The following is a 26,741-nucleotide window of genomic DNA, read 5'->3' on the forward strand; positions in this document are numbered from 1 at the left end:
AGAACCGATAATCACAGAAAATCCGGAGACGGAAATTTCAGGAGAGCGTAGAGGACAGGCATTCTCACGAAAAATTGCGGCACGTCGCATTCGGGGTGCCCAATCCGCCGCAAACGCGCTGAGATCGCTTGTAAATGTCGGCTATTGGTGCTTGGCTTGGGAACGTAGGACTGGGAGTCTAAAATGAAAACAACAAACGCATTCAAACTCATTACCGCTACCGCCGTCGCTGCCCTCTCCGTCGCGACAGCCGCATTCGCCGCCGATCCTGAAAGCTGCTCCACCGTCCGTTTTTCGGACGTCGGCTGGACGGACATCACGGCAACCACTGCAACCGCCTCCGTCGTCCTGAAGGGCCTCGGCTATGAGCCAAAGGTCACCGTTCTGTCGGTACCGGTTACCTACCAGTCGTTGAAGAACAAGGACATCGACATCTTCCTCGGCAACTGGATGCCGACCCAGGAAAAGGACGTCCGTCCCTTCCTCGACGACAAATCGGTCGAATCCTACGGCCCGAACTTGGTCGGCGCGAAGTACACGCTCGCGACCAACGCCAAGGGCGCTGAACTCGGCATCAAGGACTTCAAGGATATCGCCGCCCACAAGGATGACCTGGACGGCAAGATCTACGGCATCGAGCCCGGCAACGACGGAAACCGCCTCATCCTCGACATGATCGACAAGAACATGTTCGACATGAAGAGCGTCGAACTGGTCGAATCCTCCGAACAGGGCATGCTGGCCCAGGTCGCCCGGGCGGATAAGGAAGGCAAGCCAGTGGTTTTCCTCGGCTGGGAGCCCCATCCGATGAACAGCAACTTCAAGCTCACCTACCTCGCTGGCGGTGACGACGTCTTCGGCCCCGACTTCGGCGGCGCCAAGGTCTTCACCAATGTCCGGGCCGGTTATTTCGGCGACTGCCCGAACGCCGGCGCGCTGATCAAGAACCTGGTTTTCACGCTCGACATGGAAAACCAGATCATGGGCAAGATCATGAATGACAGCGAAGAGCCGGAGAAAGCGGCGACGGAATGGCTGAAGGCCAATCCATCGGCGCTGGAGCCCTGGCTCTCTGGTGTCAAGACGCGCGATGGCAGCGGTGATGGCCTTGCGGCCGTCAAGAAAAGCCTCGGTCTCTGACGATGACGCAAACGGGGCAGCGGATTCTGCCCCGTTTCCATCCTCATTGCGATCTGTTGCTCTTTTTGGATAGGCGAGCCCTTGAACTGGATTACCGACGCTAAAATTCCGATTGGTCCTTGGGCCAAGTCCTTTGTGGATTGGCTGACAACCAACGCTGATTGGTTCTTCAACCAGCTCGCCTCCCTGTTATCGCACGTCATCGACGCGCTACTCTTCGTGTTGCAGGCGCCGAACCCCTTGATCGTCATCGTCGCGATCGGTGCGATTGCATGGTGGCTGCGGCGGTCGGTCACCGTTGCCGTCTTTACCTGTCTCGGCCTGCTGCTCATCATGAACCAGGGCTACTGGAAGGAAACCACGGAGACGCTTGCGCTCGTTCTCGCCTCAACCTTCGTGAGCATGATCGTCGGCATTCCGCTTGGCATCGCGGCTGCGCGCCGCGCCTGGGTCTATTCGGTGCTGCGCCCGGTTCTCGATCTGATGCAGACCATTCCAACTTTCGTCTATCTGATCCCGGCGCTGATCCTCTTCGGCCTCGGCATGGTTCCGGGTTTGATCGCAACCGTCATCTTCGCGATCCCCGCGCCTATCCGCCTCACGCGTCTCGGCATCATCTCCACGCCGCCTTCGCTTGTCGAAGCAGCTGAATCCTTTGGCGCGACGCCGATGCAGGTGCTTAGAAAGGTCGAACTTCCCTTCGCCACGCCGCAGATCATGGCGGGCCTCACTCAGACGATCATGTTGTCGCTATCGATGGTGGTCATCGCTGCGCTCGTCGGTGCCGACGGGTTGGGCGTACCGGTGGTGCGCGCGCTCAATACCGTCAACGTCGCCAAGGGCTTCGAAGCCGGTCTCTGCATCGTCATCCTGGCAATCATTCTCGACCGCATGTTCCGCACCGCGGGTGAAGGAGATGGCGCATGACCTCGGTCCGCTTCGACAATGTCAGCATCATCTTCGGTGACAAGCCGGAAACCGCACTCCCGCTCGTCGATCAGGGAAAAACCCGCGACGAGATCGGCGCCTCGACCGGCCTGGTGCTGGGCGTCGCCGATGCCTCGCTCACCGTCGAGGAAGGCGAAATCCTTGTGCTCATGGGGCTTTCCGGCTCGGGCAAATCGACACTGCTGCGCGCGGTCAACGGCCTCGCACCGGTGGTGCGGGGCGGGGTTTCGGTGCAAACCGCGAATGGCCCGGTCAGCCCTTATAAATGCAGCCCGAAAGCGCTGCGCGATCTGCGCATGCACACCGTCTCCATGGTGTTCCAGCAGTTTGCCTTGCTGCCTTGGCGGACCGTTTCGGACAATGTCGGCTTCGGCCTCGAACTTGCCGGAGTCCCGGAGGCCGAACGCAAGAAGCGCGTCGGCGAACAACTGGAACTCGTCAACCTGACGAAATGGGCGAACCGCAAGGTCAACGAGCTTTCAGGCGGCATGCAGCAGCGCGTCGGCCTCGCACGTGCCTTTGCCACGGGCGCGCCGATCCTGCTGATGGATGAACCGTTCTCTGCGCTCGATCCGCTCATCCGCACCCGCCTGCAGGACGAGCTGCTTGAGTTCCAGCGGCGCCTGAAAAAGACGATCCTCTTCGTCAGCCATGACCTGGACGAGGCCTTCCGCATCGGCAACCGCATCGCCATCATGGAGGGCGGCCGCATCATCCAGTGCGGTACGCCGCAGGACATCGTGAAAAATCCGGCGGACCAGTACGTCGCGGACTTCGTGCAGCACATGAACCCGATCACGATGCTGACCGCGAAGGACGTCATGCAGCCTGGCCTCAGCCATGCCGCGGGATCGACCGTCAGCGCCACGGCACGCGCCGAAACGCCGCTCGTCGATATTCTCGACGCCCTCGCCCGCCAGCCCGGCAGCATTGGTGTCGTCGACAACGGCGCGGTCATCGGCACGATTTCGGCACAGGATATCGTCAGCGGCCTGACCCGCCACCGGCGCAAAGAACAGGCTTGATCCTCCCATCCGCTTCCGTCAGAAAAGTGGACATGAAAGATAGAGCTTCGGTTTTGCGGGAGACGGACGACGAAGCCCGCACGCTTGCCCGCGTCCTGCTGCGCGGCGCGCGCTACGGCAGCCTCGCGGTCCTCGATCCCGGGACCGGCTTTCCCGTCGCAAGCCGTGTGCTGCTGGGCACCGATATCGACGGCGTTCCCGTCATTCTCGTTTCGGCGTTGTCGGCGCATACGAAAGCGCTCGACGCCGATCCGCGCTCATCTCTCTTGACCGGCGAGCCGGGCAGTGGCGATCCGCTAACGCATCCGAGGCTCACCACCCAATGCATAGCCGAGCCGGTTGAAAGAGAAAGCGCGGTTCATGATCGCATTCGTACGCGCTTCCTCGACCGGCATGCGAAGGCTAAGCTCTACATCGATTTCGCGGACTTCCGCTTCTTCCGCCTTGTGCCGCAATCGGCGAGCCTCAACGGCGGTTTTGGCCGCGCCTATATTCTGGAAGGTGCCGATCTGGTGATTCTTTCAGCGGCCAACGAAGCCGTCGCCGCTCAAGCACAGCGAATAGTGCAAGATTTACTAGAGCGGGATCCCAATCTATCCGAGGCGCTTGCAAGGCTGTTTAAGGGGCCATATGGCGCGGCATGGCGCATATGCGGAGTAGATTGCGGCGGGTTCGACGCAATTTCCGGTGATTTGCTTAGACGTTGTGAATTCAAGGCACCCGTCGACGACCCGGCGGACATTGTGTCACATATATCTAAAACAGCATACTAGATACGTGAAATTTAGGTATATACAATCTTCTGAGCGACTTGCTAGTTTTTGCAGGTCCAGCCCCAGCCCCTTAACGCCCTGTGCCTGCACGGATATGCGATTCGCCTAGGAAGAATGTAATTATGGAAACTATCGATTTGTCAGACCACTCTAACGCCGCGGCCGCCCTTCTGTCAGCGATGGCGAATCCCAAGCGCCTCCTGATCCTCTGCAGCCTCGTCAAAGGTGAAATTCCTGTCGGCGTACTTGCGACGCAAGTTGGTCTTAGCCAGTCTGCCCTTTCGCAGCACCTCTCGAAGCTCCGAGCACAAAAACTGGTAAAGACGCGCCGCGACGCCCAGACCATTTACTACTCGAGCAACTCGGAACCGGTAATGAAGATACTGGCGACGCTCGAGGATATCTATGCGGTACAGGACCGCAGCAGATCCGCAGCCTGATACTTAGCGCAGACATAATGTCCGCCATAAAGCCGTGCCGACAAAGGGATGTATCCGGAATGGCACGGTAAGCAGTATTTCAGCACGATAGGATTTTCTTGGACCGGCAAGTTCCCGCTTGCCGGTCTTGTTTGTTTTCACGTGAGCCCACGACCCGCCGGAAGCCACACTCCTTCCCGGGGTACCTTGTGCACCGACCACCGGGAATACCGCATAAGAGACGACTACCGTGGCTTGACGCCCCAAGAAGCCCTGATACTTTGACCGGACAGTAAAAATATGGGTTCAAACCCCTCGGGAACAGCTCGCCGCAGCCAGGAGAACAGCATGTCCAATCGCCTCAATACACCAAACGATCTTCGCGCCTTCTGGATGCCGTTTACGGCAAACCGGCAATTCAAGAAGGAACCGCGCCTGTTCGTCAGCGCCAAGGACATGTACTACACGACGCATGATGGCCGTCAGGTTCTCGACGGCACTGCTGGCCTCTGGTGTGTCAATGCCGGCCACTGCCGTCCCAAGATCACCGAGGCGATCCGCGAACAGGCCGGTGAACTCGACTATGCCCCGGCCTTCCAGCTCGGCCACCCCAAGGCCTTCGAACTGGCAAATCGCCTTGTCGACATCGCGCCGGAAGGCATGAACCACGTTCTTTATACCAACTCAGGGTCCGAGTCCGTCGAGACCGCGCTCAAGGTGGCCCTCGCCTATCATCGCGTGAAAGGCAATGGCTCACGCTTCCGCCTGATCGGCCGCGAACGCGGCTATCACGGCGTCAACTTCGGCGGCATCTCCGTCGGCGGCATTGTCTCCAACCGCAAGATGTTCGGCACGCTGCTGACCGGCGTCGACCACATGCCGCACACCCACCTGCCGGGCAAGAACCAGTTCACACGCGGCGAACCTGAGCATGGCGGCGATATCGCAACCGAGCTGGAACGCATTGTTACGCTACACGACGCTTCGACAATTGCCGCCGTCATCGTTGAGCCGGTCGCCGGCTCGACCGGCGTTCTTATTCCGCCGAAGGGCTACCTGCAGAAGCTGCGCGAAATCTGCACCAAGCACGGCATTCTGCTGATCTTCGACGAAGTCATCACCGGCTTCGGCCGTCTCGGCGCCCCCTTCGCGGCTCAATATTACGACGTCAAGCCGGACATGATCACGACCGCCAAGGGCCTGACCAACGGCGTGATCCCAATGGGCGCCGTCTTCGTGACCTCGGAAATCCACGACGCGTTCATGAGCGGCCCGGAGCATATGATCGAGTTCTTCCATGGTTACACCTATTCCGGTAACCCGATCGCGTCTGCAGCGGCTCTCGCAACGCTCGACACCTACAAGGAAGAAGGACTGCTCACCCGCGCTGCCAAACTCTCGGACTACTGGGCCGACGCCCTTCACTCGCTGAAGGATTGCCCGAACGTCATCGACATCCGCAACACCGGCCTGATCGGCGCAATCGAGCTCGATCCGATCGCCGGCCAGCCGACCAAGCGTGCCTTCACCGCCTTCCTGAGAGCCTATGAAAACGGACTGCTGATCCGCACGACCGGCGACATCATCGCGCTGTCTCCCCCGCTCATCATCGAGAAGAAGCATATCGACGAGCTCTTCGGAAAACTGCGCGAAATTCTGCAAAACAACATCTAAATTGAAGATTTCGCGGCCCGCAGCGTCCGGATCGGACGATTGCGGGCCGCTTTTTGTTATTTCCTTGCGGAATCTCAGCAAAATTCATAGAGAATTGCGCTGCATCCTTCGAAGCCAAACGTGGCCGGATGGACGCATTGACCGCACCGTAACCGTCGTCCATTGGCGCACCCCTTGGGGTTATTGAACGAACTGGTTTCGCTGTCGCGGCAGTCATCGCGGGCGCAAGCCCCACCCAAGGAGAGAGAAAATGAATCTGAAGACTTTGACTGGCGCGACCTTTGTCGCATCGCTGGCCTTTGCGCCACTTGCCCATGCCGATATCACCATCGGCCTCATCGCGCCGCTGACCGGTCCGGTTGCCGCCTATGGCGACCAGGTGAAGAACGGCGCGCAGACGGCCGTTGACGAGATCAACAAGAAAGGCGGCATTCTCGGCGAAAAGGTTGTCCTGAAGACCGCCGATGACGCGGGTGAGCCGAAGCAGGGCGTTTCCGCCGCAAACCAGCTCGTCGGCGAAGGCATTCGCTTCGTCGTCGGCCCCGTGACATCCGGCGTCGCCATTCCGGCTTCCGACGTTCTGGCCGAAAACGGCATCCTGATGGTGACCCCGACGGCGACCGCACCGGACCTCACCAAGCGCGGCCTGACCAACATTCTGCGGACCTGCGGCCGCGACGACCAACAAGCCGAAGTTGCCGCTCAATACGTCCTGAAGAATTTCAAGGACAAGCGCATCGCCATCATCAATGACAAGGGCGCTTATGGCAAAGGCCTCGCTGATGCCTTCAAGGCGACACTGAACGCCGGCGGCATCAAGGAAGTAATCGACGACGCGGTCACCCCCGGCGACAAGGATTTCAGCGCGCTCACCACCCGTCTGAAGGCCGAGAAGGTCGATGTCGTCTACTTCGGCGGCTACCATCCGGAAGGCGGCCTGCTGGCCCGCCAGCTGGCCGACCTTGCCGTCAAGGCGACGATCATCGGCGGTGACGGGCTGTCGAACACCGAATTCTGGAACATCGGAACGGAAGCTGCCGCAGGCACGGTCTTCACCAACGCCTCCGATGCGACGAAGAGCCCGGATTCGAAGGCCGCTTCCGATGCGCTCGCAGCCAAGAACATCCCGGCGGAAGCCTTTACGCTGAACGCCTATGCCGCCGTGGAAGTCTTGAAGGCCGGCATCGAGAAGGCAGGCAGCGCCGAGGATGCCGAAGCTGTTGCAACCGCCCTCAAGAGCGGCGAGCCCGTCGCAACCGCAATCGGCAAACTCACCTATGGCGAAACCGGCGACCTCACCTCGCAGAGCTTCTCGCTCTACAAGTGGGAAGGCGGCAAGATCGTACCGGCCGAATAAGGGCTGATATCGGTATTTTCGCGAACGGGCGCCTGTCGGCGCCCGTTTTCGTTTGTGGAGCAGCCTGTTTATGTCATTTTGTCCAGCACATCGGCTATAACGGGCGCATAACCCGAAGTGAGGATGCCCATGACCACCAACCTCGAACGCCTCATCGATCAGGGCACGGGCCGGATCCCGGCCGATATCGTCCTGAAGGGCGGACGGTTCTTTGAACTCGTAACCGGCGAACTGGTCGAATCCGACATCGCCATCGGCGGCGATCGTATCGTCGGCACATGCGGGACATATGAGGGCACAACCGAGATCGACATCTCAGGCAAGATCGTCGTTCCGGGCTTCATTGACACCCACCTGCACATCGAGTCCTCGCTCGTGACGCCACATGAATTCGACCGCTGCGTCCTGCCCTACGGCGTCACCACGGCCATCTGCGATCCGCACGAAATCGCCAATGTGCTGGGCGAGGAAGGCATCCGCTTCTTTCTCGATTCATCGCTTGAGACGATCATGGACATCCGCGTCCAGCTCTCCTCCTGCGTTCCCGCCACACACCTCGAAACATCGGGCGCCGATCTGCCGATCGGAAAGCTTCTGCCCTTCCGCGGCCATCCCAAAGTTATCGGCCTTGCCGAGTTCATGAATTTTCCCGGCGTGATCCATAAGGATCCGGTCTGCATGGAAAAACTCGAAGCCTTCCAGGGCGGCCATATTGACGGTCACGCGCCGCTTCTGCGCGGCATGAACCTCAACGGCTATCTCTCAGCAGGGATCCGGACGGAACACGAGTGCACCACGGCAGCGGAAGCCCTCGAAAAAATCCGCAAGGGCATGCACATCCTGGTGCGTGAAGGCTCGGTCTCGAAGGACCTGCATGCGCTGATGCCGATCATCACCGAGCGTCTGTCGCCCTATCTGGCGCTCTGCACCGACGACCGCAATCCGCTCGACATCGCCGAACAGGGCCACCTCGATTACATGATCCGCACCGCAATCGCCAATGGCGTAGAACCGCTGGCGATCTACCGGGCCGCCTCGATCTCCGCCGCCCGCGCCTTCGGGCTGATGGATCGCGGCCTTGTCGCTCCCGGTTGGCGGGCCGATCTCGCCGTCATCGACAGTCTTGAGCGCTGCAAGGCGGAAATCGTCTTTTCCGCAGGCCGCCGCGTTTCGGACGAACTCTTCGCCACCCGCAAGCCGGTCGCGCCGATTGGCCTCGACAGCGTCAAGGCACGGCCCGTTCAGGCCATGCATTTCGGCGTTCCGGTCGCGGAGGGCGAAACACCGGTGATCGGTGTCACGCCCGGCAAAATCATCACCGAATTCCGCCGCCATCGCCTTCCTGTGAAGGGCAACCAGACCGATATCGACCTGGTGAACGATATCATCAAGGTCGCGGTCATCGAGCGCCACGGCAAGAACGGCAACCACGCCAATGGCTTCGTCCAGGGCTTTGGCTTGAAGAAAGGGGCGATAGCCTCGACCGTTGGTCATGACAGCCACAATATCTGCGTCGTCGGCGTCGACGAGGATGATATGGCACTCGCCGCCAACCGCCTCGGAGAAATCAAGGGCGGCTTCGTCGTCGCGGAGGGCGGCAAGGTCACCGCCGAAATCGCGCTCCCCGTCGCCGGGTTGATGAGCCTCGAACCCTACGAGAAAGTCCGCGACACCCTCCACCATCTCCGCCAGGCTGCCTTCGCACTCGGCGCCACGCTCGAAGAACCGTTCCTCCAGCTCGCCTTCCTGCCGCTGCCGGTGATCCCGCATCTGAAGATTTCTGACAGGGGCATGGTGGACGTGGACCGGTTCGTTTTGATCGGGTGACATATGTTGGCAAATGCAAAGCGAGCGCTTAATTAAAGGGTTCGGAGGAACTACTCATGACGAAGCTTGAACAGATTGAGAAATCCGTCAGCGAACTTGGACCCAAGGAGTTCGAAGCCTTTTCTGCATGGTTCGAAGCCCTTCAGGCGGAACGTTGGGACAGGCAGATCGAAGCAGATGCTGTCAGCGGGAAGCTCGATCATCTTGCAGACAAAGCGCTGGCCGACTTTCGTATGGGAAAGACGCGCGAGCTTTGAAACACCACGCCACCGCTGACTTCTGGAAAGCATACGATGGCTTGCCGGAGCGAGTCCGAAAGGTAGCCGACGAGAGTTTTGCTCTACTTAAATCGAATCCGAAGCACCCGTCTTTGCATTTCAAGAACGTGGGACGTTTCTGGTCCGCGCGCATTGGCAGTTCATGGAGAGCTTTGGCTGTCAGAGATGGAGATGACTTCATCTGGTGGTGGATCGGCTCACACGGGGACTACGACAAGCTGCTGAAGTAGACGCAGGGTTGCGTTCGAGCTATTCGAGATAATTGCTTATTCCTCCACAAAACATATCCAGCGCTCCGAGCTTCACAGTTCCCGCCGCGACAATGTCGCCGCCGGTACCCGGCATGTCGACCGGCTCGCCGAGCTTCATACCGGTGGGCAGCCGGAACTCCACCGGTTCTCGCGTCAGGTTGAACACGAAGAGCAGTTTCTCTGCGCCCTTCCCGCGTGTGAATGTCAGAAGATCCTTGTTGGTCCCGACGAATTCCATGTCGCCGTCGATGAGCGCCGGATACCGCTTCCGGAATTCCAGTGTCCGCCGATAGTGCGTGAGCACGGAGTCGGCGTCTGCAATCTGCGTATCGACGGAAAGGGCAGCCTGCTCGTAAGGAACCGGCAGCCAGCTTTTCTCCGCCGAGGTGAACCCCGCATGCGCCTTGCCGGCTTCCCAGGGTATTGGCGTCCGGCACCCGTCGCGGCCCTTGAAGGCGGGCCAGAAGCGGATGCCGTAGGGATCGCGCAGATCCTCGAATGCAAGCTCCGCTTCGGGTAATCCGAGCTCTTCTCCCTGGTAGAGGCAAATCGAGCCGCGCAGCGCCGCAAGCACCGAAATCGCCAGCTTGGCGATCAGCGGCCGCTCTTCCACGGTCCTTGAGAACCGGCTCACATGGCGTTGGACATCATGGTTGGAGAAGGCCCAGCAAACCCAACCGTCGACGACCATACTCTGAAAGCTTTCGACGCAATTGCGGATATGTGCGGCCGTGAAATCCGGACCGAGCAGATCGAAGGTGTAGCACATGTGGAGCTTGTCGCCGCCGGCCGTATAAGCAGCGACAGTCTTCAGCGACCGCGCCCCGTCGCCCACCTCTCCGACCGTCGTTCGCGCCTCATACTGATTGAGCAGGCCACGCAAACGCTTCAGGAATCCAAGATTTTCCGGCTGCGTCTTGTCGTAGAGATGGTTCTGCATGCCGTAGGGATTGCTATCGGGCGCATCGAGGCCACCGTCGCTGACATCCGGCTCATGAGGCGGATTGTCACGAAGCAGCCTGTCGCAGAAGTAGTAGTTGACCGTATCGAGCCGGAAGCCGTCGACGCCGCGATCGAGCCAGAACTTCACCGTCTTCAACACTGCTTCCTGCACCTCCTTGTTATGGAAGTTCAAGTCGGGCTGCGACGTCAGGAAATTGTGCTGGTAGTATTGACGCCGCACCCCGTCCCATTCCCAGCCCGGCCCACCGAAGATCGAAAGCCAGTTGTTAGGCGCCGTGCCGTCGCGCTTCGGATCGGACCAGACGTACCAGTCCGCCTTGGGATTCGTTCGGCTGGAGCGGCTCTCCACAAACCACGGATGCTGGTCGGACGTATGCGAGATCACCTGGTCGATGATGACTTTCAAGCCCAGCGAATGGGCGGCAGCCATCATCTCATCGAAATCGGCAAGCGTCCCGAAGATCGGATCGACATCGCAATAGTCCGAAACGTCATAGCCCATGTCCGCCATCGGCGACTTGAAGAACGGCGCGAGCCAGATCGCGTCGACGCCGAGGCTGGCGATATGCGGGAGGCGACGGGTAATGCCCTTCAGGTCGCCGAGGCCGTCACCGTTCGTGTCTTGAAACGAGCGTGGATAAACCTGATAGATAACCGCCCCTCGCCACCAGTCCGCTGCCTGAATTGCCATTTGCCGGATCTCCCGTATCGTTAGAAGGCCCACAGACTAAAGCCCGGAAAACAAAAAACAACTGCACCAGCGACCTCTTTTGGGAGAGACGCGGACGGCAAAGCAAATGCCGCTCACGGGCTTGTCCACATGTCGATCGACGCTCGGTAATTGGGGGTTGCAACGCCAAGCCTTTGGGATAAGCTGCGTTTGACTTGCACGTAACAGGTCAAAACCGGGAAAAAATCACTAAGAATAGGCGAAAAAGCCTAGAAAGGTGGGGCCATCATGAACCATTTAACGAAAAAATTTCTAGCTTCGGCAATGCTTGGCACATTGCTGGCGTTCTCGGCCCATGCGGCCACGCTCAACATCCATAACGGCGGCGATCCTACGTCGCTCGATCCGCAAAAGCTGTCCGGCGACTGGGAGAATCGCATTGCCGGCGACATCTTTGAAGGCCTGGTCACTGAAGACGCCAAGGATAATCCGATTCCCGGCCAAGCCGAAAGCTGGAAGGTTTCCGACGACGGCAAGGTCTACACCTTCAAGCTTCGTGACGGGATCAAATGGTCGGATGGCCAGCCGGTAACGGCCGGAGACTTCGTCTTCGCCTTCCAGCGCCTCGTCGACCCGAAGAACGCCGCCGACTACGCCTATCTCCAGTTCACCATCAAGAACGCGGAAAAGATCAACAAGGGCGAGATCACCGATCCCAACCAGCTCGGCGTCAAGGCAATCGACGACAAGACGCTGGAAATCACCCTCGAAAACCCCACCCCCTACTTCATCAACGCCCTGATGCACTACACGGCCTATCCGCTGCCGAAGCATGTGGTCGAAGCCAAGGGGCAGGATTGGGTGAAGATCGGCAACATCGTCACCAACGGCCCCTACAAGCCGGTTGAGTGGGTTCCGGGCTCTCACGTCACCACCGTCAAGAACGACCAGTATTACGGCGTGAAGGATCTCAAGATCGACGGCGCGAAATTCTTCGTGCTCGAGGACCAGGAAGCCGCGCTGAAGCGCTATCGCGCCGGCGAGTTCGACATCCTCACCGACTTCCCGACCGACCAGTACGAGTGGATGAAGAAGAACCTGCCGGGCCAGGCGCACGTGGCGCCGTTCTCCGGCCTCTACTACTACGTCATCAATTCCGCCAAGCCGCCCTTCAGCGACAAGCGCGTCCGCCAGGCTCTCTCCATGGCGATCAACCGCGAAGTCATCGGCCCGCAGATCCTCGGAACCGGCGAACTGCCGGCCTATTCCTGGGTCCCGCCGGGCACGGCAAACTATGGCGAGCCGGCGTACGTGTCCTGGAAGGACATGCCCTACAAGGACAAGGTCGAAGAAGCCAAGAAGCTTCTCAAGGAAGCCGGCTTCGGTCCTGACCACCCGCTGACGGCTGAGCTGAAGTACAACACCAACGACAACCACAAGCGCATCGCCGTGGCGATCGCCTCCATGTGGAAGCCGCTGGGCGTCAATGTCGAGCTCGTCAACGCCGAAACCAAGGTGCACTACGACCAGCTGCAGCGCGGCGAAGTGCAGATCGGCCGCGCCGGATGGCTCGCCGACTACAATGACCCGGACAACTTCCTGAACCTGCTCGTCACCGGCGTTCAGATGAACTACGGCCGCTGGTCGAATCCGGAATATGACAAGCTGATCAAGGACGGTAATGCTCAGAGCGACCTGACGAAGCGGGCCGAACTCTTCAAGAAGGCCGAGCAGATCGCACTGGATGATTCCGCCGCCCTTCCGATCTACTACTACGTCTCCAAGAACGTCGTCTCGCCGAAGATAGACGGCTTCGTCGACAACGTGCAGGACATCCACCGCACGCGCTGGCTGTCGATGAAAGAGTAAGGAAAAACGGCCCTTCCCGCCGCTTGCGGGAAGGGCCGGTCCACGCCCATGATCAAATATGCACTCCGTCGTCTGCTGTCGACGATCCCTGTCCTCTGGATCGCCGTCACAGCCTGCTTTTTTACTTTGCGCCTTGCCCCCGGCGGTCCCTTCGATAGCGAAAGACCGTTGCCGCCGGTGATCCTGAAGAACCTTGCGGCCCACTACAATCTGGATAAGCCGCTGATCCAGCAATACCTGATCTATGTCGGCGATCTCTTGAGAGGCGATCTCGGCCCTTCTTTTGCCAGCGAAGATTTCACGGTCGCGCAGCAGATCATGCTCGGCCTGCCCTACACATTCACGATTGGTACCGCCGCTTTTCTGCTCGCCATCCTCGTCGGCATCACTGCAGGCTGTCTTGGAGCCCTTTATCAGAACCGCGCTCCGGACTACTGGCTGGGTGCAATGGTGCTCGTTGGCGTCGTGCTGCCTAACTTCCTCATCGCCCCCATTCTGCAGCTTGTCTTCGGTATTCATCTCGGCTGGTTTCCCGTCGGCGGTTGGGGTGACGGATCGATCAAATTTCTCATTCTGCCGATCATCGTTCTTGCGCTGCCGCATGCGGGGCGCATCTCGCGTATCACCCGTGGCTCGATGATCGAGGTCATGAACCAGAACTTCATCCGCACCGCCAAGTCGAAAGGCATCGGCCCGCGTCTCACCATCATGCGGCATGCGCTGAAACCTGCCATGATGCCGGTCGTTTCCTATCTCGGGCCGGCGGCCAGCTACCTTCTCACCGGCTCGCTGGTTGTCGAAAGCATCTTCGGATTGCCCGGCATCGGCCGCTATTTCGTCAATGCAGCCCTGAACCGCGACTACGGCATGGTTCTTGGAACGGTCATCTTCTACATGGTGCTGATCGTGTTCCTCAACCTTCTCGTCGACATCGCCTATGCGTGGCTCGATCCGAAAGTGAGAAACAGATGATCCTCAACCCCGCAAAACGGGAACTGCTCGCCGCCGAGCTGCTGGAAGCCGAGGGCCTTGCGCCAGAGGGCCGTTCGCTGACCAGGGATGCGCTCAGGCGCCTGTCGCGCAACAAGGCCGCGGTGATCTCCATCGCCGTGCTGGTGCTGCTCGTCCTCGTCGCCTTCCTCGGCCCCTATGTCATTCCCTTCAACTATGAAGATCCGGACTGGGCCGCCTTTCGCATTCCACCGTCGATCGAAACCGGACACTATTTCGGCACCGATCCGAACGGCCGCGACCTGCTGGCCCGCACGCTTTACGGTACCCGCGTTTCGTTAGCGGTCGCCGTGACGGCGACCCTGGTCTCCGTCGTCATCGGCGTGCTCTACGGCGCCATCTCCGGCTATATCGGCGGCAAGCTGGATGCGGTCATGATGCGCTTCGTCGACATCATGTATGCGCTTCCCTATATCCTCTTCGTCATCCTGCTGATGGTGATCTTCGGCCGCAACGTCTATCTGCTGTTTGCAGCGATCGGCGCACTGGAATGGCTGACGATGGCCCGCATCGTGCGCGGCCAGACACTGTCGATCAAGCAGCGGGAATTCATTGAGGCCGCCCGCGCCTCCGGGCAGCGGCCGTTCAAGATTATCCTGAAGCACATCATTCCAAACCTCGTCGGCCCGGTTGTCATTTTCGCGGCACTGACGGTTCCCGAAATCATCGCCACGGAGAGCTTCCTCTCCTATCTCGGCTTCGGCGTCCAGGAGCCGCTGACATCGCTCGGCACGCTGATTGCCGAAGGCACGGATGCCATGGAGAGCATGCCCTGGCTGCTGATCTTCCCGGCGAGCTTCCTCGTCGCACTGTTGCTCGGCCTGCTCTTCATCGGCGATGGCCTGCGCGACGCGTTCGACCCGAAGGATCGCTGATATGCCCCAGGAAACGAAGACTGACGTCCTTCTCGAACTCAAGGATTACGCGATCACCTTCAAGACGCCTGACGGCGAGGTGAAAGCCGTGTCCAACATGAACCTCATGATCAAGCGCGGCGAGCGCATCGCGATCGTTGGCGAGTCCGGCTCGGGCAAGAGCCAGACCTTCCTGGGGATCATGGGACTGCTCGCGAAGAACGGCAAGACCACCGGCCAGGCTCTGCTTGAAGGCAAGGATGTGCTATCGCTGAAGCCGCGCGAACTCGATCGGGTGCGCGGCAAGGACATGGCCATGGTGTTCCAGGATCCCATGACCGCCTTGAACCCGTCTCTCAAGATTTCCCGGCAACTGACGGAACAGCTTGAGATTCACCGCGGCTTCACGGCCCGCGCCGCCTCCGCCGAGGCGCTCGATATGCTAAGACGTGTTGGCATTCCCGACCCTGCCCGCCGCTTTAATCTCTTTCCGCACGAACTGTCGGGCGGCATGCGCCAGCGCATCGTGATTGCCATGGCGCTGCTTACGAAACCGAAGCTCCTGATCGCTGACGAGCCGACGACGGCGCTCGATGTCACGATACAGGCGCAAATCCTCGATCTCTTCAACGATCTGACGGCCGAGATGAATACGGCGCTGGCGATGATCACCCACGATCTCGGCGTCGTCGCGGGCCTCGCCGATCGCGTGGCGGTCATGTATGCGGGGCGCATCGTCGAGGAAGCACCCGTGGACGAGCTCTTCGAAAATCCGGCGCATCCTTATACGGCCGCGTTGCATGCCGCGATCCCGCGCCCCGACCAGGACGTCGACCAGCTCGTCGTCATTCCCGGCAGGCCGCCGAATCTGCAGCACCTGCCGAAGGGCTGCAACTTCTCCCCGCGCTGTCCCAAGGTTGAGGAAGACTGTATCGATCGTCCCCCGCCGCTCGAAACGCTGGCGCCGCAGCACTGCGCCGCTTGTTTCCACCCCTTCCCGCGCACGGAGGAGCTCTTGAATCATGTCTGAGCGATCGCTTCTGAGGGTCGAAAACCTGACGACCCAGTTTGAACTGCCCGCGAAGGGCTTCTTCAAGCCGCCGCTGGTCCTGACCGCCGTCAACAATGTCAGCTTCGACCTCAAGGAAGGCCGCACGCTCGGTATCGTCGGTGAATCCGGTTGCGGCAAATCCACCCTCGGCCGGTCCATCCTGCGACTGTTGAAGTCGCAGAACGGCCGCATCCTCTGGCAGGGCCGCAATCTTCTCGATCTTTCCGAAGAGGAAATGCGTGCCGCGCGCCGCGACATGCAGATCATCTTCCAGGATCCGATCGCCTCGCTCGATCCGCGCATGACCGTGGGCGACATTATTGCCGAACCACTGACCGTCTTCGAACCGAAACTCAACAAGGCACAGAGACTGGAGCGCGTGCGCGAAATCATGAGCGCCGTCGGTCTCGTGCCGGAAATGATCAATCGGTACCCGCATGAGTTTTCCGGCGGCCAGGCGCAGCGCATCGGCATTGCCCGCGCCGTCGTCACAAGGCCGAAGCTAATCATTTGCGACGAGCCCGTCTCGGCGCTCGACGTCTCGATCCAGGGCCAGGTCATCACGTTGCTGCGCAAGCTCCGCAAGGAATTCGGCCTGACGCTGATCTTCATCAGCCATGACCTCTCCGTCGTCCGGTTGATTTCAGACGACGTGCTGGTGCTCTATCTCGGCAAGGTCGTGGAAGCCGGCGATTGCCAGACGGTGTTCGAAAGGCCTGCGCATCCCTATACGCAGGCCTTGTTTTCGGCCGCACCGATCCCCGACCCGAAGCTTGCCCGCCAGCGTACGCGCATCCGCCTGCAAGGCGATCCGCCCTCACCTCTCAACCCGCCGAAAGGTTGTGTCTTCTCGCCGCGCTGCTGGAAGGCGACGGACATCTGCCGCACCGAAATGCCACCGACCGAACAGGTGCGGCCAAATCAAACGGCGGCCTGCTACCACATGGATCGATAGCTACGCGTCTAAATGGCTAGGTCGCTGGCGACATGCGACCTAGGTCCAATGCGCCCTTCCGAGCGGAACAATTTGAGCGCCGGGGCAGTTGTTTTTGCGTAGTGCGCGGGGTCTGGATAGGGCGCGAAAGGAGAACAAAATGCTCAAACTGATTGCCAAGACTGGCCTCGTACTGGCACTCACTCTCAGCGGCGTGGCAGCGCCGATATCCTTTGCTCAGGCTCAGGACCTTCAGTTCCGCATCGGTCCCGATGGCGTCCGTATCTATGATCGCGACCGCGATCGATACGATCGATACGATCGCTACCCTGACTACCGCAGAGGCTGCAGCCCGCGCGAGGCAGTGATGGCCGCTCGTGACTCCGGATTACGCCGTGCGGAGGTCGTTCGTGTTACGGACCGCAGCGTAACGGTTCGTGGCTGGACGCGTTATGGTCCCGACCGTATCGTCTTCGCCAACCGTCGCGGCTGCCCAGAAATCGGCTAAGGTTGCCTCGCCAACAGGCGTGTCAGCGCTTGCCTCCAAACGCCTGTCCGCGTAATCAGCAAACACGGAATTTCAGGAGGCAACTTTGGGCGGACGTTTTCTGTCGATCGGCGAATGCATGGTGGAGCTTTCTCAGGCAGGCCGCGGCCTGCTGAGAAAGGGCTTCGCCGGCGATACCTTCAATACCGCCTGGTACGCGCGTGCCTGCATGCAGCCGTCTTGGAACGTCGACTATTTCACGGCGCTCGGCGACGATGCGATGTCGGAGGAAATGATCGCGTTCTTCAAAGACGCGGGCATCGGCACCGGCTTTATCCGCCGTATCAGGGGCAAGGCGCCGGGTCTCTACATGATCAGCCTGAAGGACGGGGAGCGCTCCTTCAGTTACTGGCGCGACAACTCGGCAGCCAAGCTCCTCGCCGCCGATCCCGATCGCCTGCGCGAAGCCATCGAAGCATCGGACGTGGTGTATTTCTCAGGCATCACGCTGGCGATCCTGCCGCGCGAAGATGCCGACACGCTGCTGGCTGAAACCCGTCGCGCCAAGGCGGCCGGCAAGTTCGTCGTCTTCGATCCGAACATCCGCCCGCGCCTCTGGTCGAGCTACGACGTCATGCACACGACCATCAGCGAAGGCGCCCGCTCCTCCAGCCTCGTCATGCCGAGCTTCGATGACGAAGCCTCGCATTTCGGTGACGATTCCATCGAAGCCACCATCCGCCGCTACCGCGCTCTCGGCGCGCCAAACGTCCTGATCAAGAATGGTGCGGAAGGCGCGACCCTGAACTTCGCTGGCCAGGAAAGCTTCGTGCCCGCCGAAAAGGTCGAGACCGTCGTCGATACAACCAGCGCCGGCGACAGCTTCAACGGCTCCTTCCTTTCAAAATATCTCGATACGAAGGATGCGGTAGCCAGCGCGCATTTTGCGGCGAAAATCGCCGCTCGGGTCATCGGCGAACATGGGGCGCTGGTGGCGAAGGACAAGCTCGGTCTATAGGCAACAGCCGAAAGCCGTCCTGTAATAAATCCATCATGGAAAAGCCTCAAAATAGGCATGCGGGAATCACGTTCCGTATGCCCGCCGGGGTTAAAGCCGCCGCAATCCCATCCGGTGCGGCGTGGATGGAAAACAGGACATGCTGCAACGTCCGTCGAAAAGCTATAGCGGCGAGGCCTGGGCGAATGCTGCGCCGGGAAGCCTGCCGGAGCGGCTGGTGATCGTCACCGACGCATGGCATCCGCAAGTGAACGGCGTCGTACGCTCGATCGAAAACACCAACCGCGAACTTGCGAAACTAGGGGTCGAGGTGTCGATGGTGACGCCCGAGCGCTTCAACAGCTTTCCCTGCCCGACCTATCCGGAAATTCGTCTCTCGATCGCCAATTACAGCCGCGTTGCCCGCGAGATCGAAAACCACAACCCGTCCTATGTGCATATCGCCACCGAAGGCCCGCTCGGCCTGACGGCACGGCGCTGGTGCATCAAGAACCGCATGCCGTTCTCCACGAGCTATCATACGCGTTTTCCAGAATATGTTTCGGCCCGCCTCCCCGTGCCGAAGAGTTGGCTCTATGCCTTCGTGAGATGGTTCCACAATTCCGGCGCCGGCTGCATGGTGGCAACCCCTAGCCTTGCGCGCGAGCTGTCCGAAAAGGGCATCCGCAACTTGATGCCCTGGAGCCGCGGCATCGACGCCACGCAGTTCCGACCGGCGGAGCTGGAAGAGCGGCCGTTCGGCCTGCCACGCCCGATCTTCATGACCGTCGGCCGCGTTGCGCTGGAAAAGAACCTGCCGGCCTTTCTCGACCTCGACCTGCCCGGCTCAAAAGTCGTCGTCGGCGATGGCCCTGCCCGGGTCGAGCTGGAGAAGCGCTATCCCGATGTGCTGTTCACCGGGCTTAAATTCGGCGAACAGCTCGCCAGCATCTACGCACAGGCCGATGTTTTCGTCTTTCCGTCGCAGACCGACACGTTCGGCAACACGATCCTGGAAGCGCTGGCCTGCGGCGTTCCGGTTGCCGCCTACCCCGTCACCGGCCCACTCGACATCATCGGCGAGGATGGTGAAGTCGGCGCGTTGAACGAGGACCTGCGGACCGCCTGCCTCGCCGCCCTTTCGGCGTCGCGTGAAAAGGCGCGTGAACTTTCGCTGCAATATTCCTGGGAAGCGGCAACGCAGCAGTTCATCAACAATATCCGCGCCGCCAATGGCGTCATCACGCCGAAATGGAAAAAGGCCTGGCAGTTTGCCGCCAAGTCGCTTCCGAAAAACAGGAAGCCCGGCGAAACCGCCGGGCCTCTCTCTTCCGGAACCTGAGCCTTCTATTTGTGCAAGGCGCTGCGAAGCGTATCGTTGGCGAGCTTGATCGCGCCACGGACGGCCGGCGTTTCGCTGATGGCATTCAGAAGCACGAAATCATGGATCGTGCCGTTAAAGCGGACCGATGTGACGTTCACGCCGGCCTGCGACAGCTTACGGGCATAGGCCTCGCCTTCGTCGCGCAACACGTCGTTCTCATCGACGATGATGAGTGCCGACGGCAGGCCGTTCAGCTGTTCCAGCGATGCCTGCAGCGGCGATGCCGTCGGCTCCTTGCGCTTGGCTTCGTCCGGCAAATAAGCATTCCAGAACCACTTCATGGCTTCCTTCGTCAGCCAGGGTCCATTGGCAAACTCATTATAGGAGCCGGTCTCGAAGTTGGCGTCGGTAACAGGGTAGAAGAGGATCTGCTGGCCGATCGCGGGACCGCCGCGCTCCTTGGCAAGAAGCGTTACGGCAGCCGTCATGTTGCCGCCGACGCTATCGCCAACGACAGCCAAACGGCTCGTATCGACCTTGAACTCCTTGGCATGCTCCGCGACATATTTGGTGGCGGCATAGGCCTGCTCGATTGCGATCGGATATCGGGCCTCCGGCGAGCGCTCGTAATCGACGAAGACAACCGCCGCATCGGCACCATTGGCAATCTCGCGAACGAGGCGGTCATGCGTATCAGCATCGCCGAGCACCCAGCCGCCGCCATGGAAATACATAACGACAGGCAGCGTACCCTTGGCGTTTTCCGGACGAACGATCCGAAGCTTGATGCTGCCGGTCGGGCCGGCCTTGATGACCTTGTTCTCAATGGACGCCGGAAGCTTCTTCACGTCGATCTTCTGCGCGCCTGCCAGAACGTCGCGAGCATCAGTAGGCGACAGCGTGTAGATCGGCTTGCTGCCGGCAAGCGCATCGATGAATTTCTGCGTCGTCGGTTCGAGCACCGGATCGGCAGCGGCGCCAAGGGTCGAGGCTGCCAGGATGGTTGCTGCTGAAAGTGTGGTCTTGATGGTCGACATCGTCTTGTCCTCTCGGGTTGCGGTTCGTCCTGAACACGCCTATTTATATCGCGAACGATTATTTATTGAGCAACCTATACTTTGGGCATAGCTGCCATGCATACAAAAGCGCTTCCGATTCTTTATCGTACGATGTAAGTTTATGCATTTTCGGAGACAGGCCATGAATGACTACCAGCTGAAACTCGACGGTTCCATCTGTTTCGCCATATACACGGCCGGCCACGCGATGAATCGCGTCTACAAGCCGTTGCTGGACGCGCTTGGCCTAACCTACCCGCAATACCTGGTAATGGTCTCGCTCTGGCAGGAAGACGGACAGACCGTCGGCGGCCTTGGTGAAAAGCTCTTCCTGGAATCGAGCACTCTCACCCCGCTGCTGAAGCGCCTCGAAGCCGCTGGCTATATCCGTCGCGACCGCAGCAAGGTGGATGAACGCGTCGTCATTGCCCGCCTGAGCGACGAAGGGATCAGACTGAAGGAGAAAGCCGCCGCGATCCCGAACTGCATCGCAAATGCTACCGGCCGGGATGCAACCGGTCTTGCGCGCCTGGAAGCCGAGATCGTGGCGCTGCGTGAGGCGCTGAACAAGAGCGCAGTTTGACTACTCGGCGGCAGCTGTCACCAGTTTCGGCTTTTGGATCGAGGCGGATGTTGCCCCGACGGTCCCCTGAGATGGAACTCCCAGGTTCCTGCCAGCACTCTCAATGGAGGAGAACGCCCCGGTCGGCGCTTGGGCCGTCGGGCAGCCGTCCCGCAGTTTCCGCCACGTCAGGACATTCAGGTTCATTTCGCAGCGAGCGAGATAAGACACTTCGCCTACCCTGATGCAGGCGATCTGGCCAAGGGTGTATTTCGAGCCGTCCTTATTGCGGCAGGCGCAACGCACCTCCGGCTCTGCCGCAGTAGCGCTATCGGCAGCCACGGCGGCGGCTGCCAGCAACAACATTGCCACCAGTTTGGCGTGCCGGCGTTCCATTCGCTAAGCATAGCGCAAATTGGAAGCAACGAGAACGCGCGGCGACGGCCATCCTCGCGCCCGCCCTTGTGCAGATCTATTCCAGTTCACTTTATACTTGAGCCTTCAGAACAAGTCCTGCGGTCCATTTCAGTCACCGCGCCTTTGCATCGCCGCTTCCCGCAATAGAGCTGCGCAGAAGGGGTTCCAACTACACAAAATAGCCGCCGGTTATCATCGTGATTGGACTTCCGCGGCGGCAAGAGTCAATCTTACGTCAGGGCAAGAAGTAAGGGGGCGAAGCAGCCATCGTCTGAAACGGAGGCAGAAATGAAACATCAGGCGCTTGACCAACTGCGTACTGTCGCAAATGTCAACCAAGACCATATGCGCGCACCGATGTCGCGTCGGGACCGTCTGCTACGCTGGGCAGAAGTTCTCGAGCAGTTTCCCAACCGGCACCTCTCGACACTTCACCAGACAGAGTATCAGTCAGAAGCCGGACGCGAAATCATGCGCGCCGACAACTCACCGATCACCGTCGCTTTCAAGGATCCTGTGCTGCGTGCGGCCGGGATGGAAAACGACACTTATGGTGAAGCGAAGCGGTTCTTCGAGTTGACCGACAGGGAACTGCACAAGGTCATCTGCTACTGCCACTTCGGCGCCACGGTGAATGCCGCGACGGCCGCCCGGCACATCCGCTCTTTCGCGACTGAAGGAAAGCGGAGCATGTTCGAGCGATTCCGGACGACGTTCCTCGAGTAGGGTCGCCGAGGTTTCGAAGGATCATTGCCGAAGCGGCTCGTGCCGCAAGGACTGTCATGGAATGGACGCTGCTGCTGGCCGTTTGCTCGGCATCAGCAGCTCCAGGCGTTTGCCATGTGCATAGCCTGCGCATGGCATAAACGCACAGCTGCCGAGCCTTAGCGCTTCTTCCTCGACTCGTAGGGATTGTCCGGCGAGCGGTAGTGGATGCGGATTGGCACGCTCGGCATGTCGAAATCCTCGCGCAATCCATTGATCAGGTAGCGCGTGTAGGATTCCGGCAGCGCGTCGGAACGCGTGCAGGAAATCATGAATGCCGGTGGACGGGCTTTCACCTGCGTCATGTACTTCAGTTTGATACGCCGGCCGGAAACAGCCGGAGGCGGATGTTGAACCTGCTGCTGTTCGAGCCACCTATTCAAGCGCGCCGTCGAAATGCGCTTGTTCCAGACCTTGTCTGTATCGATGATCGACTGCATAAGCTTGTCGAGACCACGGCCCGTCTGTCCGGAAATCGGTACGGCGCGGATACCGCGAGCCTGCGGCAGCAGCCGGTCGGTCTTCTCGCGCAGGTCGGCGAGGACCACTTGCGGGTCCTCGATCATATCCCACTTGTTGAAGGCGAGTACCGCAGCGCGGCCTTCGCGCAGCACCAGATCGACGATGTGCAGATCCTGCTTTTCGAAGGGGATCGTTGCGTCGAAAACGATGACGACGAGTTCGGCAAAGCGGATCGCCCGCAAGGTATCGGCAACGGAAAGCTTTTCCAGCTTTTCGATGACCTTCGCCTTGCGGCGCATGCCGGCGGTGTCGAACATCTTGATCGTGCGGCCGCGCCAATCCCATTCGACGGAGATGGAATCGCGCGTGATGCCTGCTTCCGGACCGGTCAGCAGCCGGTCTTCTCCGAGAAAGCGGTTGATGAGCGTCGACTTGCCGGCGTTCGGGCGCCCGACGATCGCAACGCGCAGCGGCTTCGTGTCGTCGTAGACCGGCTCCTCGTCGTCCTCGCTGTCGACGCCCGTCTGCGGCACATCCACGTCGGTGACGGCAACGTCTTCCTTCGGCGGAAAGGCGCGCTCCTCGCCGAGCGCTGCCACGATCGCATCGCGCAAGTCGAGCATGCCCTGCCCGTGCTCGGCGGAAATCGGCGTCGGCTCGCCGAGCCCTAACGAAAAGGCATCGTAGAAGCCGCTGTCCGAGCCCCGCGCTTCGGCTTTATTGGCGACGAGCACGACCGGCTTGCCGCGGCGGCGCAGCATTTCGGCAAGCGCCGTATCGACCGGCGTCAGGCCCGTCTTTGCATCGACGACGAAAAGCGAAAGGTCCGCATCATCGATTGCCGCTTCCGTCTGCGCACGCATGCGGCCTTGAAGGCTTTCGGCGTCCGCCTCTTCCAGACCGGCAGTGTCGACGATCGTGAACTTGAGATCGACGAGCCGCGCATCGCCCGGACGGCGGTCGCGGGTGACGCCCGGCGTATCATCGACGAGCGCCAGCTTCTTTCCAACCAGGCGGTTGAAAAGCGTCGACTTGCCGACATTCGGGCGACCGACGATGGCGACCGTGAAGCTCATTATAGATCCTTAGTTTCAGCCTTGAGCAGCTGGTGCCTTGCCGGATGCGGTGATGTTATCAAGCATCATCTGGGCGCGGTTTGCAACGTTGCGCGGGCTGGCGGCATCGTCGGCGATCGCCTGGAACCACTGACGGGCCTGCGCCATGTTGCCTGCCTTATAGGCAGCAAGGCCGAGCGCTTCGCGCGCCGAGTGACGGAAGGCGCTTGCCGGAATGGCCAACTCTTCGACGGCTGCAGAAACCTGCTCATAGGTGCCGTTGTCGATCAGCAGCCATCCCGCGCGAATCTTCGCGGCATCGCGGACAGCTTCCGGAACGGCCTGATCCTTGCCGATCGCTTCGAAGGCGGCGACGGCGGCGGCGGTGTCGCCCTTCTGTGCCTGGACGGTCGCCGCACGCATGCGCGCGAGAACCGGATAGGCGCCGTGGCCATCCTTTTCCAGTTTTGCGAGAGCGGCAAGCGCTTCGTCGCTCTTGTTCTCGTCGGCAAGCTTCATGGCCGCCAGGAACTGATCGCCGGTGCCGGAAGACTGGTTCTCGTCCCAGTATTCATAGGCCACCTTCGCAGCCGTCCCGAGCACGATCAGAACAGCGGCGGCGATGACATACCGGCCGAACCTGTGCCACGCGCTCTTCATCTGGTCGGAACGAAGTTCCTCGTTGACTTCACGGATGAAGCTGTCGTCGTTGAATACCATTCTCGTCTCCGGCGCGGATAAGCCCAGTCCATGCGTTCCCGCATATTCTGCGGCCTTCTACTCCATTTTGCAGCACTTGTAAGGGGGATGCCAAAGATTCGTCACATAGCGAGCGGCGAAACGCCGATCAGCCACTCGTGCACCCTCCAGATCAACAACGCCCAGGCAATGGCGCCGATGACGATGGCGTAGAGATCGAACTTGCCGGAAACGAAGGGCCGGAGCTTCAGCTCGCCTGCCCGCTGGCGCCGCTTCAGCGAGATACGGAGAATGACGCCCCAGGCAAGGAAGGCACCAAACAGCAGCACCGACGAGGTCTCGCCGTTCGCCAAAAGATGCGCGAATGCCCAGATCTTCACCGACAGCACCATCGGATGCTTTGTCTTGACCGCAATGTGACCCGCGGGGAGCAGCGAGGCGGCAAGACAGATCAGCGCGATCAGCATCAGGGCGATGGCGATATGCGCCATCCACACCGGCGGATTGTACAGCATGCCGGTTACCTGCCGCGCCTGGCCGAACCCGTAGATCAGCACGATCAGCGACAGAATGCTTGCGACCGAGTAGGCGATCCTCCAGCCGTTCTCTCCGAGACTTGCGATCATCGATTGGCGAAATCCGGGCGCGATCACCCTCACCAGATGGAGCCCGAGAAAAAGTATGATGCCGATGATAAGCAATGCCATGGCGCGTCTCCTGTCCGTTTACCGAGGCTTAGCGGCAGCTGTCGAAAAACGCCAGCGAGACCGCAGCTTTGCCGCAATTCTGTAACAGGAAAACCGCAAACAAATTATCACGGTATCCATGCTTCATCCTATTTTTCCTGCCTCGCTGGCGCTTTGCCTTGTCGCTTCCCTCCCCGCGCTGGCCGCTGACCAGCCGCCGAAGCAGCTACTGATCGTTTCCTTCGACGGCGCGCATGACAACGCGCTCTGGCAGAAGAGCCGCGAGATGGCTGCCCGGAACGGCGCCCACTTCACCTATTTTCTCTCCTGCACCTTCCTGATGAATCAGGCTGCGAAGAAAGCTTACCAAGCCCCTCATCAGAAACGCGGAAAATCCAATGTCGGTTTTGCGCAGAGCGACGACGAAATCCGCGAGCGGCTCGGCAACATCTGGCATGCGCATCTCGAGGGTCACGACATTTCCAGCCACGCCTGCGGCCATTTCGACGGCCGCCAATGGAGCGAGGCCGATTGGTCCCAGGAATACGCGACATTCAAGGCGACGCTGAAGAGCGCATGGAAAAGCGTCGACCTCGAAGAGCCGCAAGGCTGGCAGGATCTGGTCGAGCATGGCATCAAGGGTTTTCGCGCTCCCTACCTATCTGCAACGGCGGGCGGCGACATGGTTGCTGCGGAGAGGAAAGCCGGCTTTTCCTATGACGCCAGCCTGGTCACCAAGGGTCCCGCGATGCCGGTGATGGAAGACGGCGTCGTCCGGTTCGGTCTGCCTCTCATTCCCGAGGGACCGAATGACAAGCCGGTCATCGGCATGGACTACAACCTGTTCGTCCGCCAATCCAAAGGCAAGGAAGACAAGGCCGACAGCAAGGCCTTCGAAGAGCGCTCCTATGCCGCGTTCAAGAACGCCTTCGACAAGCAGTATGCCGGAGACCGCATTCCCCTCCAGCTCGGCTTCCACTTCGTGGAAATGAACAGCGGCGCCTATTGGCGGGCGCTCGACCGGCTGGTGAGCGACGTCTGCCACCGCGCGGATGTCGCCTGCGTCAGCTATTCGGAAGCGACCCCGATGATCGAGGCGCGGGTGAAGCTGAAAGAACAGACGCAGACGTCGGGGCTTTAGGTCGTCCTTCTGCACCTATCCCGCGGAATGAAGGGGAGCGGCGA

Annotated in this window: 26 protein-coding genes and 1 pseudogene; 21 read left to right on the forward strand and 6 right to left on the reverse strand. The window is 60.2% G+C overall.

The genetic code is table 11. From position 1 onward, the window contains the following. Positions 1-183: 183 nt before the first annotated feature. The 10 genes from ACPYOI_RS02620 (at position 184) to ACPYOI_RS02665 (ending at position 9,671) form a co-directional block, all read left to right on the forward strand. A complete protein-coding gene (locus ACPYOI_RS02620) occupies positions 184-1,140 on the forward strand; it encodes a choline ABC transporter substrate-binding protein (protein ID WP_481422513.1) in 957 nt (318 codons plus the stop codon). A gap of 81 nt (positions 1,141-1,221) precedes the next feature. Beyond that, entirely contained in the window at positions 1,222-2,067 is an 846-nt protein-coding gene (gene choW / locus ACPYOI_RS02625; RefSeq protein WP_168830435.1) for a choline ABC transporter permease subunit, read from the forward strand. Beyond that, on the forward strand, positions 2,064-3,113 hold the full coding sequence (choV, locus tag ACPYOI_RS02630) for a choline ABC transporter ATP-binding protein (protein ID WP_481416720.1): 1,050 nt from the start codon (positions 2,064-2,066) through the stop codon (positions 3,111-3,113). The genes choW and choV overlap by 4 nt, the downstream gene beginning before the upstream one ends. A gap of 32 nt (positions 3,114-3,145) precedes the next feature. Continuing rightward, the gene (locus ACPYOI_RS02635) at positions 3,146-3,886 is read left to right on the forward strand and encodes a HugZ family pyridoxamine 5'-phosphate oxidase (protein WP_481422514.1); all 741 of its coding nucleotides are present in this window, start codon (positions 3,146-3,148) and stop codon (positions 3,884-3,886) included. 122 nt (positions 3,887-4,008) lie between these two features. Further along, a complete protein-coding gene (locus ACPYOI_RS02640) occupies positions 4,009-4,326 on the forward strand; it encodes an ArsR/SmtB family transcription factor (protein ID WP_168830432.1) in 318 nt (105 codons plus the stop codon). Between the two features lie 327 nt (positions 4,327-4,653). Next, a complete protein-coding gene (aptA, locus tag ACPYOI_RS02645) occupies positions 4,654-5,979 on the forward strand; it encodes an omega-aminotransferase AptA (protein WP_481422515.1) in 1,326 nt (441 codons plus the stop codon). A 250-nt stretch (positions 5,980-6,229) separates the two neighbouring features. After that, positions 6,230-7,336, forward strand: coding sequence for a branched-chain amino acid ABC transporter substrate-binding protein (locus ACPYOI_RS02650; RefSeq protein WP_481416717.1), 1,107 nt, complete (start codon positions 6,230-6,232; stop codon positions 7,334-7,336). Between the two features lie 129 nt (positions 7,337-7,465). Continuing rightward, positions 7,466-9,163 carry an adenine deaminase gene (gene ade, locus ACPYOI_RS02655; protein WP_481416716.1) on the forward strand — a complete coding sequence of 566 codons (1,698 nt, stop codon included), beginning with the start codon at positions 7,466-7,468 and terminating at the stop codon, positions 9,161-9,163. Positions 9,164-9,219: 56 nt separating this feature from the next. Continuing rightward, entirely contained in the window at positions 9,220-9,420 is a 201-nt protein-coding gene (locus ACPYOI_RS02660; RefSeq protein ID WP_481416715.1) for a hypothetical protein, read from the forward strand. 41 nt (positions 9,421-9,461) lie between these two features. After that, positions 9,462-9,671 (forward strand): ParE family toxin-like protein, encoded by a 210-nt coding sequence (locus tag ACPYOI_RS02665; protein WP_481422523.1) that lies wholly within the window; start codon positions 9,462-9,464, stop codon positions 9,669-9,671. A gap of 19 nt (positions 9,672-9,690) precedes the next feature. Here the strand turns inward: ACPYOI_RS02665 and bglA are convergent, their stop codons facing one another. Next, the gene (gene bglA, locus ACPYOI_RS02670; RefSeq protein WP_481416713.1) at positions 9,691-11,346 is read right to left on the reverse strand and encodes a beta-galactosidase BglA; all 1,656 of its coding nucleotides are present in this window, start codon (positions 11,344-11,346) and stop codon (positions 9,691-9,693) included. Positions 11,347-11,613: 267 nt separating this feature from the next. On the opposite strand from bglA, the gene ACPYOI_RS02675 reads away from it, so the two are divergent. The 8 genes from ACPYOI_RS02675 (at position 11,614) to ACPYOI_RS02710 (ending at position 19,870) form a co-directional block, all read left to right on the forward strand. Then, positions 11,614-13,194, forward strand: coding sequence for a peptide ABC transporter substrate-binding protein (locus ACPYOI_RS02675; RefSeq protein ID WP_481422516.1), 1,581 nt, complete (start codon positions 11,614-11,616; stop codon positions 13,192-13,194). A gap of 48 nt (positions 13,195-13,242) precedes the next feature. Continuing rightward, positions 13,243-14,166: an ABC transporter permease subunit gene (locus ACPYOI_RS02680; protein ID WP_168830424.1), complete on the forward strand. Its 924-nt coding sequence runs from the start codon at positions 13,243-13,245 to the stop codon at positions 14,164-14,166. Further along, positions 14,163-15,080 carry an ABC transporter permease subunit gene (locus ACPYOI_RS02685; protein ID WP_481416711.1) on the forward strand — a complete coding sequence of 306 codons (918 nt, stop codon included), beginning with the start codon at positions 14,163-14,165 and terminating at the stop codon, positions 15,078-15,080. Before ACPYOI_RS02680 ends, ACPYOI_RS02685 begins: the two co-directional genes overlap by 4 nt. Position 15,081: 1 nt before the next feature. Continuing rightward, on the forward strand, positions 15,082-16,089 hold the full coding sequence (locus ACPYOI_RS02690; protein WP_481416710.1) for an ABC transporter ATP-binding protein: 1,008 nt from the start codon (positions 15,082-15,084) through the stop codon (positions 16,087-16,089). Beyond that, positions 16,082-17,065 (forward strand): ABC transporter ATP-binding protein, encoded by a 984-nt coding sequence (locus ACPYOI_RS02695; RefSeq protein ID WP_168830421.1) that lies wholly within the window; start codon positions 16,082-16,084, stop codon positions 17,063-17,065. Before ACPYOI_RS02690 ends, ACPYOI_RS02695 begins: the two co-directional genes overlap by 8 nt. Before the next feature lie 139 nt (positions 17,066-17,204). After that, positions 17,205-17,552: a hypothetical protein gene (locus tag ACPYOI_RS02700; RefSeq protein WP_481416709.1), complete on the forward strand. Its 348-nt coding sequence runs from the start codon at positions 17,205-17,207 to the stop codon at positions 17,550-17,552. An 85-nt stretch (positions 17,553-17,637) separates the two neighbouring features. Then, positions 17,638-18,549, forward strand: coding sequence for a sugar kinase (locus ACPYOI_RS02705; protein ID WP_481416708.1), 912 nt, complete (start codon positions 17,638-17,640; stop codon positions 18,547-18,549). A 139-nt stretch (positions 18,550-18,688) separates the two neighbouring features. After that, positions 18,689-19,870 carry a glycosyltransferase family 4 protein gene (locus tag ACPYOI_RS02710; protein ID WP_481416707.1) on the forward strand — a complete coding sequence of 394 codons (1,182 nt, stop codon included), beginning with the start codon at positions 18,689-18,691 and terminating at the stop codon, positions 19,868-19,870. Between the two features lie 5 nt (positions 19,871-19,875). Here the strand turns inward: ACPYOI_RS02710 and ACPYOI_RS02715 are convergent, their stop codons facing one another. Further along, a complete protein-coding gene (locus ACPYOI_RS02715; protein ID WP_481416706.1) occupies positions 19,876-20,889 on the reverse strand; it encodes an alpha/beta hydrolase in 1,014 nt (337 codons plus the stop codon). 163 nt (positions 20,890-21,052) lie between these two features. On the opposite strand from ACPYOI_RS02715, the gene ACPYOI_RS02720 reads away from it, so the two are divergent. Further along, positions 21,053-21,493: a MarR family winged helix-turn-helix transcriptional regulator gene (locus ACPYOI_RS02720; protein WP_481416705.1), complete on the forward strand. Its 441-nt coding sequence runs from the start codon at positions 21,053-21,055 to the stop codon at positions 21,491-21,493. A gap of 132 nt (positions 21,494-21,625) precedes the next feature. Here the strand turns inward: ACPYOI_RS02720 and ACPYOI_RS02725 are convergent. Continuing rightward, positions 21,626-21,868 (reverse strand): annotated as a pseudogene (locus ACPYOI_RS02725) (hypothetical protein); the annotation flags it as partial. Between the two features lie 309 nt (positions 21,869-22,177). On the opposite strand from ACPYOI_RS02725, the gene ACPYOI_RS02730 reads away from it, so the two are divergent. Then, entirely contained in the window at positions 22,178-22,615 is a 438-nt protein-coding gene (locus ACPYOI_RS02730) for a hypothetical protein (RefSeq protein WP_168830415.1), read from the forward strand. Between the two features lie 158 nt (positions 22,616-22,773). On the opposite strand, the gene der is transcribed toward ACPYOI_RS02730, so the two are convergent. The 3 genes from der to ACPYOI_RS02745 form a co-directional block, all read right to left on the reverse strand. Continuing rightward, the gene (der, locus tag ACPYOI_RS02735; RefSeq protein ID WP_481416704.1) at positions 22,774-24,192 is read right to left on the reverse strand and encodes a ribosome biogenesis GTPase Der; all 1,419 of its coding nucleotides are present in this window, start codon (positions 24,190-24,192) and stop codon (positions 22,774-22,776) included. A gap of 15 nt (positions 24,193-24,207) precedes the next feature. Continuing rightward, positions 24,208-24,891, reverse strand: a complete 684-nt coding sequence (locus ACPYOI_RS02740) for a tetratricopeptide repeat protein (protein ID WP_481416703.1) — start codon at positions 24,889-24,891, stop codon at positions 24,208-24,210. 101 nt (positions 24,892-24,992) lie between these two features. Beyond that, a complete protein-coding gene (locus ACPYOI_RS02745; protein WP_481422517.1) occupies positions 24,993-25,577 on the reverse strand; it encodes an NnrU family protein in 585 nt (194 codons plus the stop codon). A 118-nt stretch (positions 25,578-25,695) separates the two neighbouring features. Between ACPYOI_RS02745 and ACPYOI_RS02750 the strand changes: the two genes are divergently transcribed. Next, complete coding sequence (locus ACPYOI_RS02750) at positions 25,696-26,697, forward strand: polysaccharide deacetylase family protein (protein ID WP_481416701.1); 1,002 nt, start codon at positions 25,696-25,698, stop codon at positions 26,695-26,697. The last annotated feature ends 44 nt before the right edge of the window (positions 26,698-26,741 follow it).

This window comes from Rhizobium sp. SVR5-2C (genome assembly GCF_056755115.1).

Coding starts and splice junctions, on each gene's coding strand:
- ACPYOI_RS02620 (WP_481422513.1), top strand. CDS start 184: ATGAAAACAACAAACGCATTCAAACTCATTACCGCTACCGCCGTCGCT.
- choV (WP_481416720.1), top strand. CDS start 2,064: ATGACCTCGGTCCGCTTCGACAATGTCAGCATCATCTTCGGTGACAAG.
- ACPYOI_RS02635 (WP_481422514.1), top strand. CDS start 3,146: ATGAAAGATAGAGCTTCGGTTTTGCGGGAGACGGACGACGAAGCCCGC.
- ACPYOI_RS02640 (WP_168830432.1), top strand. CDS start 4,009: ATGGAAACTATCGATTTGTCAGACCACTCTAACGCCGCGGCCGCCCTT.
- aptA (WP_481422515.1), top strand. CDS start 4,654: ATGTCCAATCGCCTCAATACACCAAACGATCTTCGCGCCTTCTGGATG.
- ACPYOI_RS02650 (WP_481416717.1), top strand. CDS start 6,230: ATGAATCTGAAGACTTTGACTGGCGCGACCTTTGTCGCATCGCTGGCC.
- ade (WP_481416716.1), top strand. CDS start 7,466: ATGACCACCAACCTCGAACGCCTCATCGATCAGGGCACGGGCCGGATC.
- ACPYOI_RS02660 (WP_481416715.1), top strand. CDS start 9,220: ATGACGAAGCTTGAACAGATTGAGAAATCCGTCAGCGAACTTGGACCC.
- bglA (WP_481416713.1), bottom strand. CDS start 11,346: ATGGCAATTCAGGCAGCGGACTGGTGGCGAGGGGCGGTTATCTATCAG.
- ACPYOI_RS02675 (WP_481422516.1), top strand. CDS start 11,614: ATGAACCATTTAACGAAAAAATTTCTAGCTTCGGCAATGCTTGGCACA.
- ACPYOI_RS02680 (WP_168830424.1), top strand. CDS start 13,243: ATGATCAAATATGCACTCCGTCGTCTGCTGTCGACGATCCCTGTCCTC.
- ACPYOI_RS02685 (WP_481416711.1), top strand. CDS start 14,163: ATGATCCTCAACCCCGCAAAACGGGAACTGCTCGCCGCCGAGCTGCTG.
- ACPYOI_RS02690 (WP_481416710.1), top strand. CDS start 15,082: ATGCCCCAGGAAACGAAGACTGACGTCCTTCTCGAACTCAAGGATTAC.
- ACPYOI_RS02695 (WP_168830421.1), top strand. CDS start 16,082: ATGTCTGAGCGATCGCTTCTGAGGGTCGAAAACCTGACGACCCAGTTT.
- ACPYOI_RS02700 (WP_481416709.1), top strand. CDS start 17,205: ATGCTCAAACTGATTGCCAAGACTGGCCTCGTACTGGCACTCACTCTC.
- ACPYOI_RS02710 (WP_481416707.1), top strand. CDS start 18,689: ATGCTGCAACGTCCGTCGAAAAGCTATAGCGGCGAGGCCTGGGCGAAT.
- ACPYOI_RS02715 (WP_481416706.1), bottom strand. CDS start 20,889: ATGTCGACCATCAAGACCACACTTTCAGCAGCAACCATCCTGGCAGCC.
- ACPYOI_RS02720 (WP_481416705.1), top strand. CDS start 21,053: ATGAATGACTACCAGCTGAAACTCGACGGTTCCATCTGTTTCGCCATA.
- ACPYOI_RS02730 (WP_168830415.1), top strand. CDS start 22,178: ATGAAACATCAGGCGCTTGACCAACTGCGTACTGTCGCAAATGTCAAC.
- der (WP_481416704.1), bottom strand. CDS start 24,192: ATGAGCTTCACGGTCGCCATCGTCGGTCGCCCGAATGTCGGCAAGTCG.
- ACPYOI_RS02740 (WP_481416703.1), bottom strand. CDS start 24,891: ATGGTATTCAACGACGACAGCTTCATCCGTGAAGTCAACGAGGAACTT.
- ACPYOI_RS02745 (WP_481422517.1), bottom strand. CDS start 25,577: ATGGCATTGCTTATCATCGGCATCATACTTTTTCTCGGGCTCCATCTG.
- ACPYOI_RS02750 (WP_481416701.1), top strand. CDS start 25,696: ATGCTTCATCCTATTTTTCCTGCCTCGCTGGCGCTTTGCCTTGTCGCT.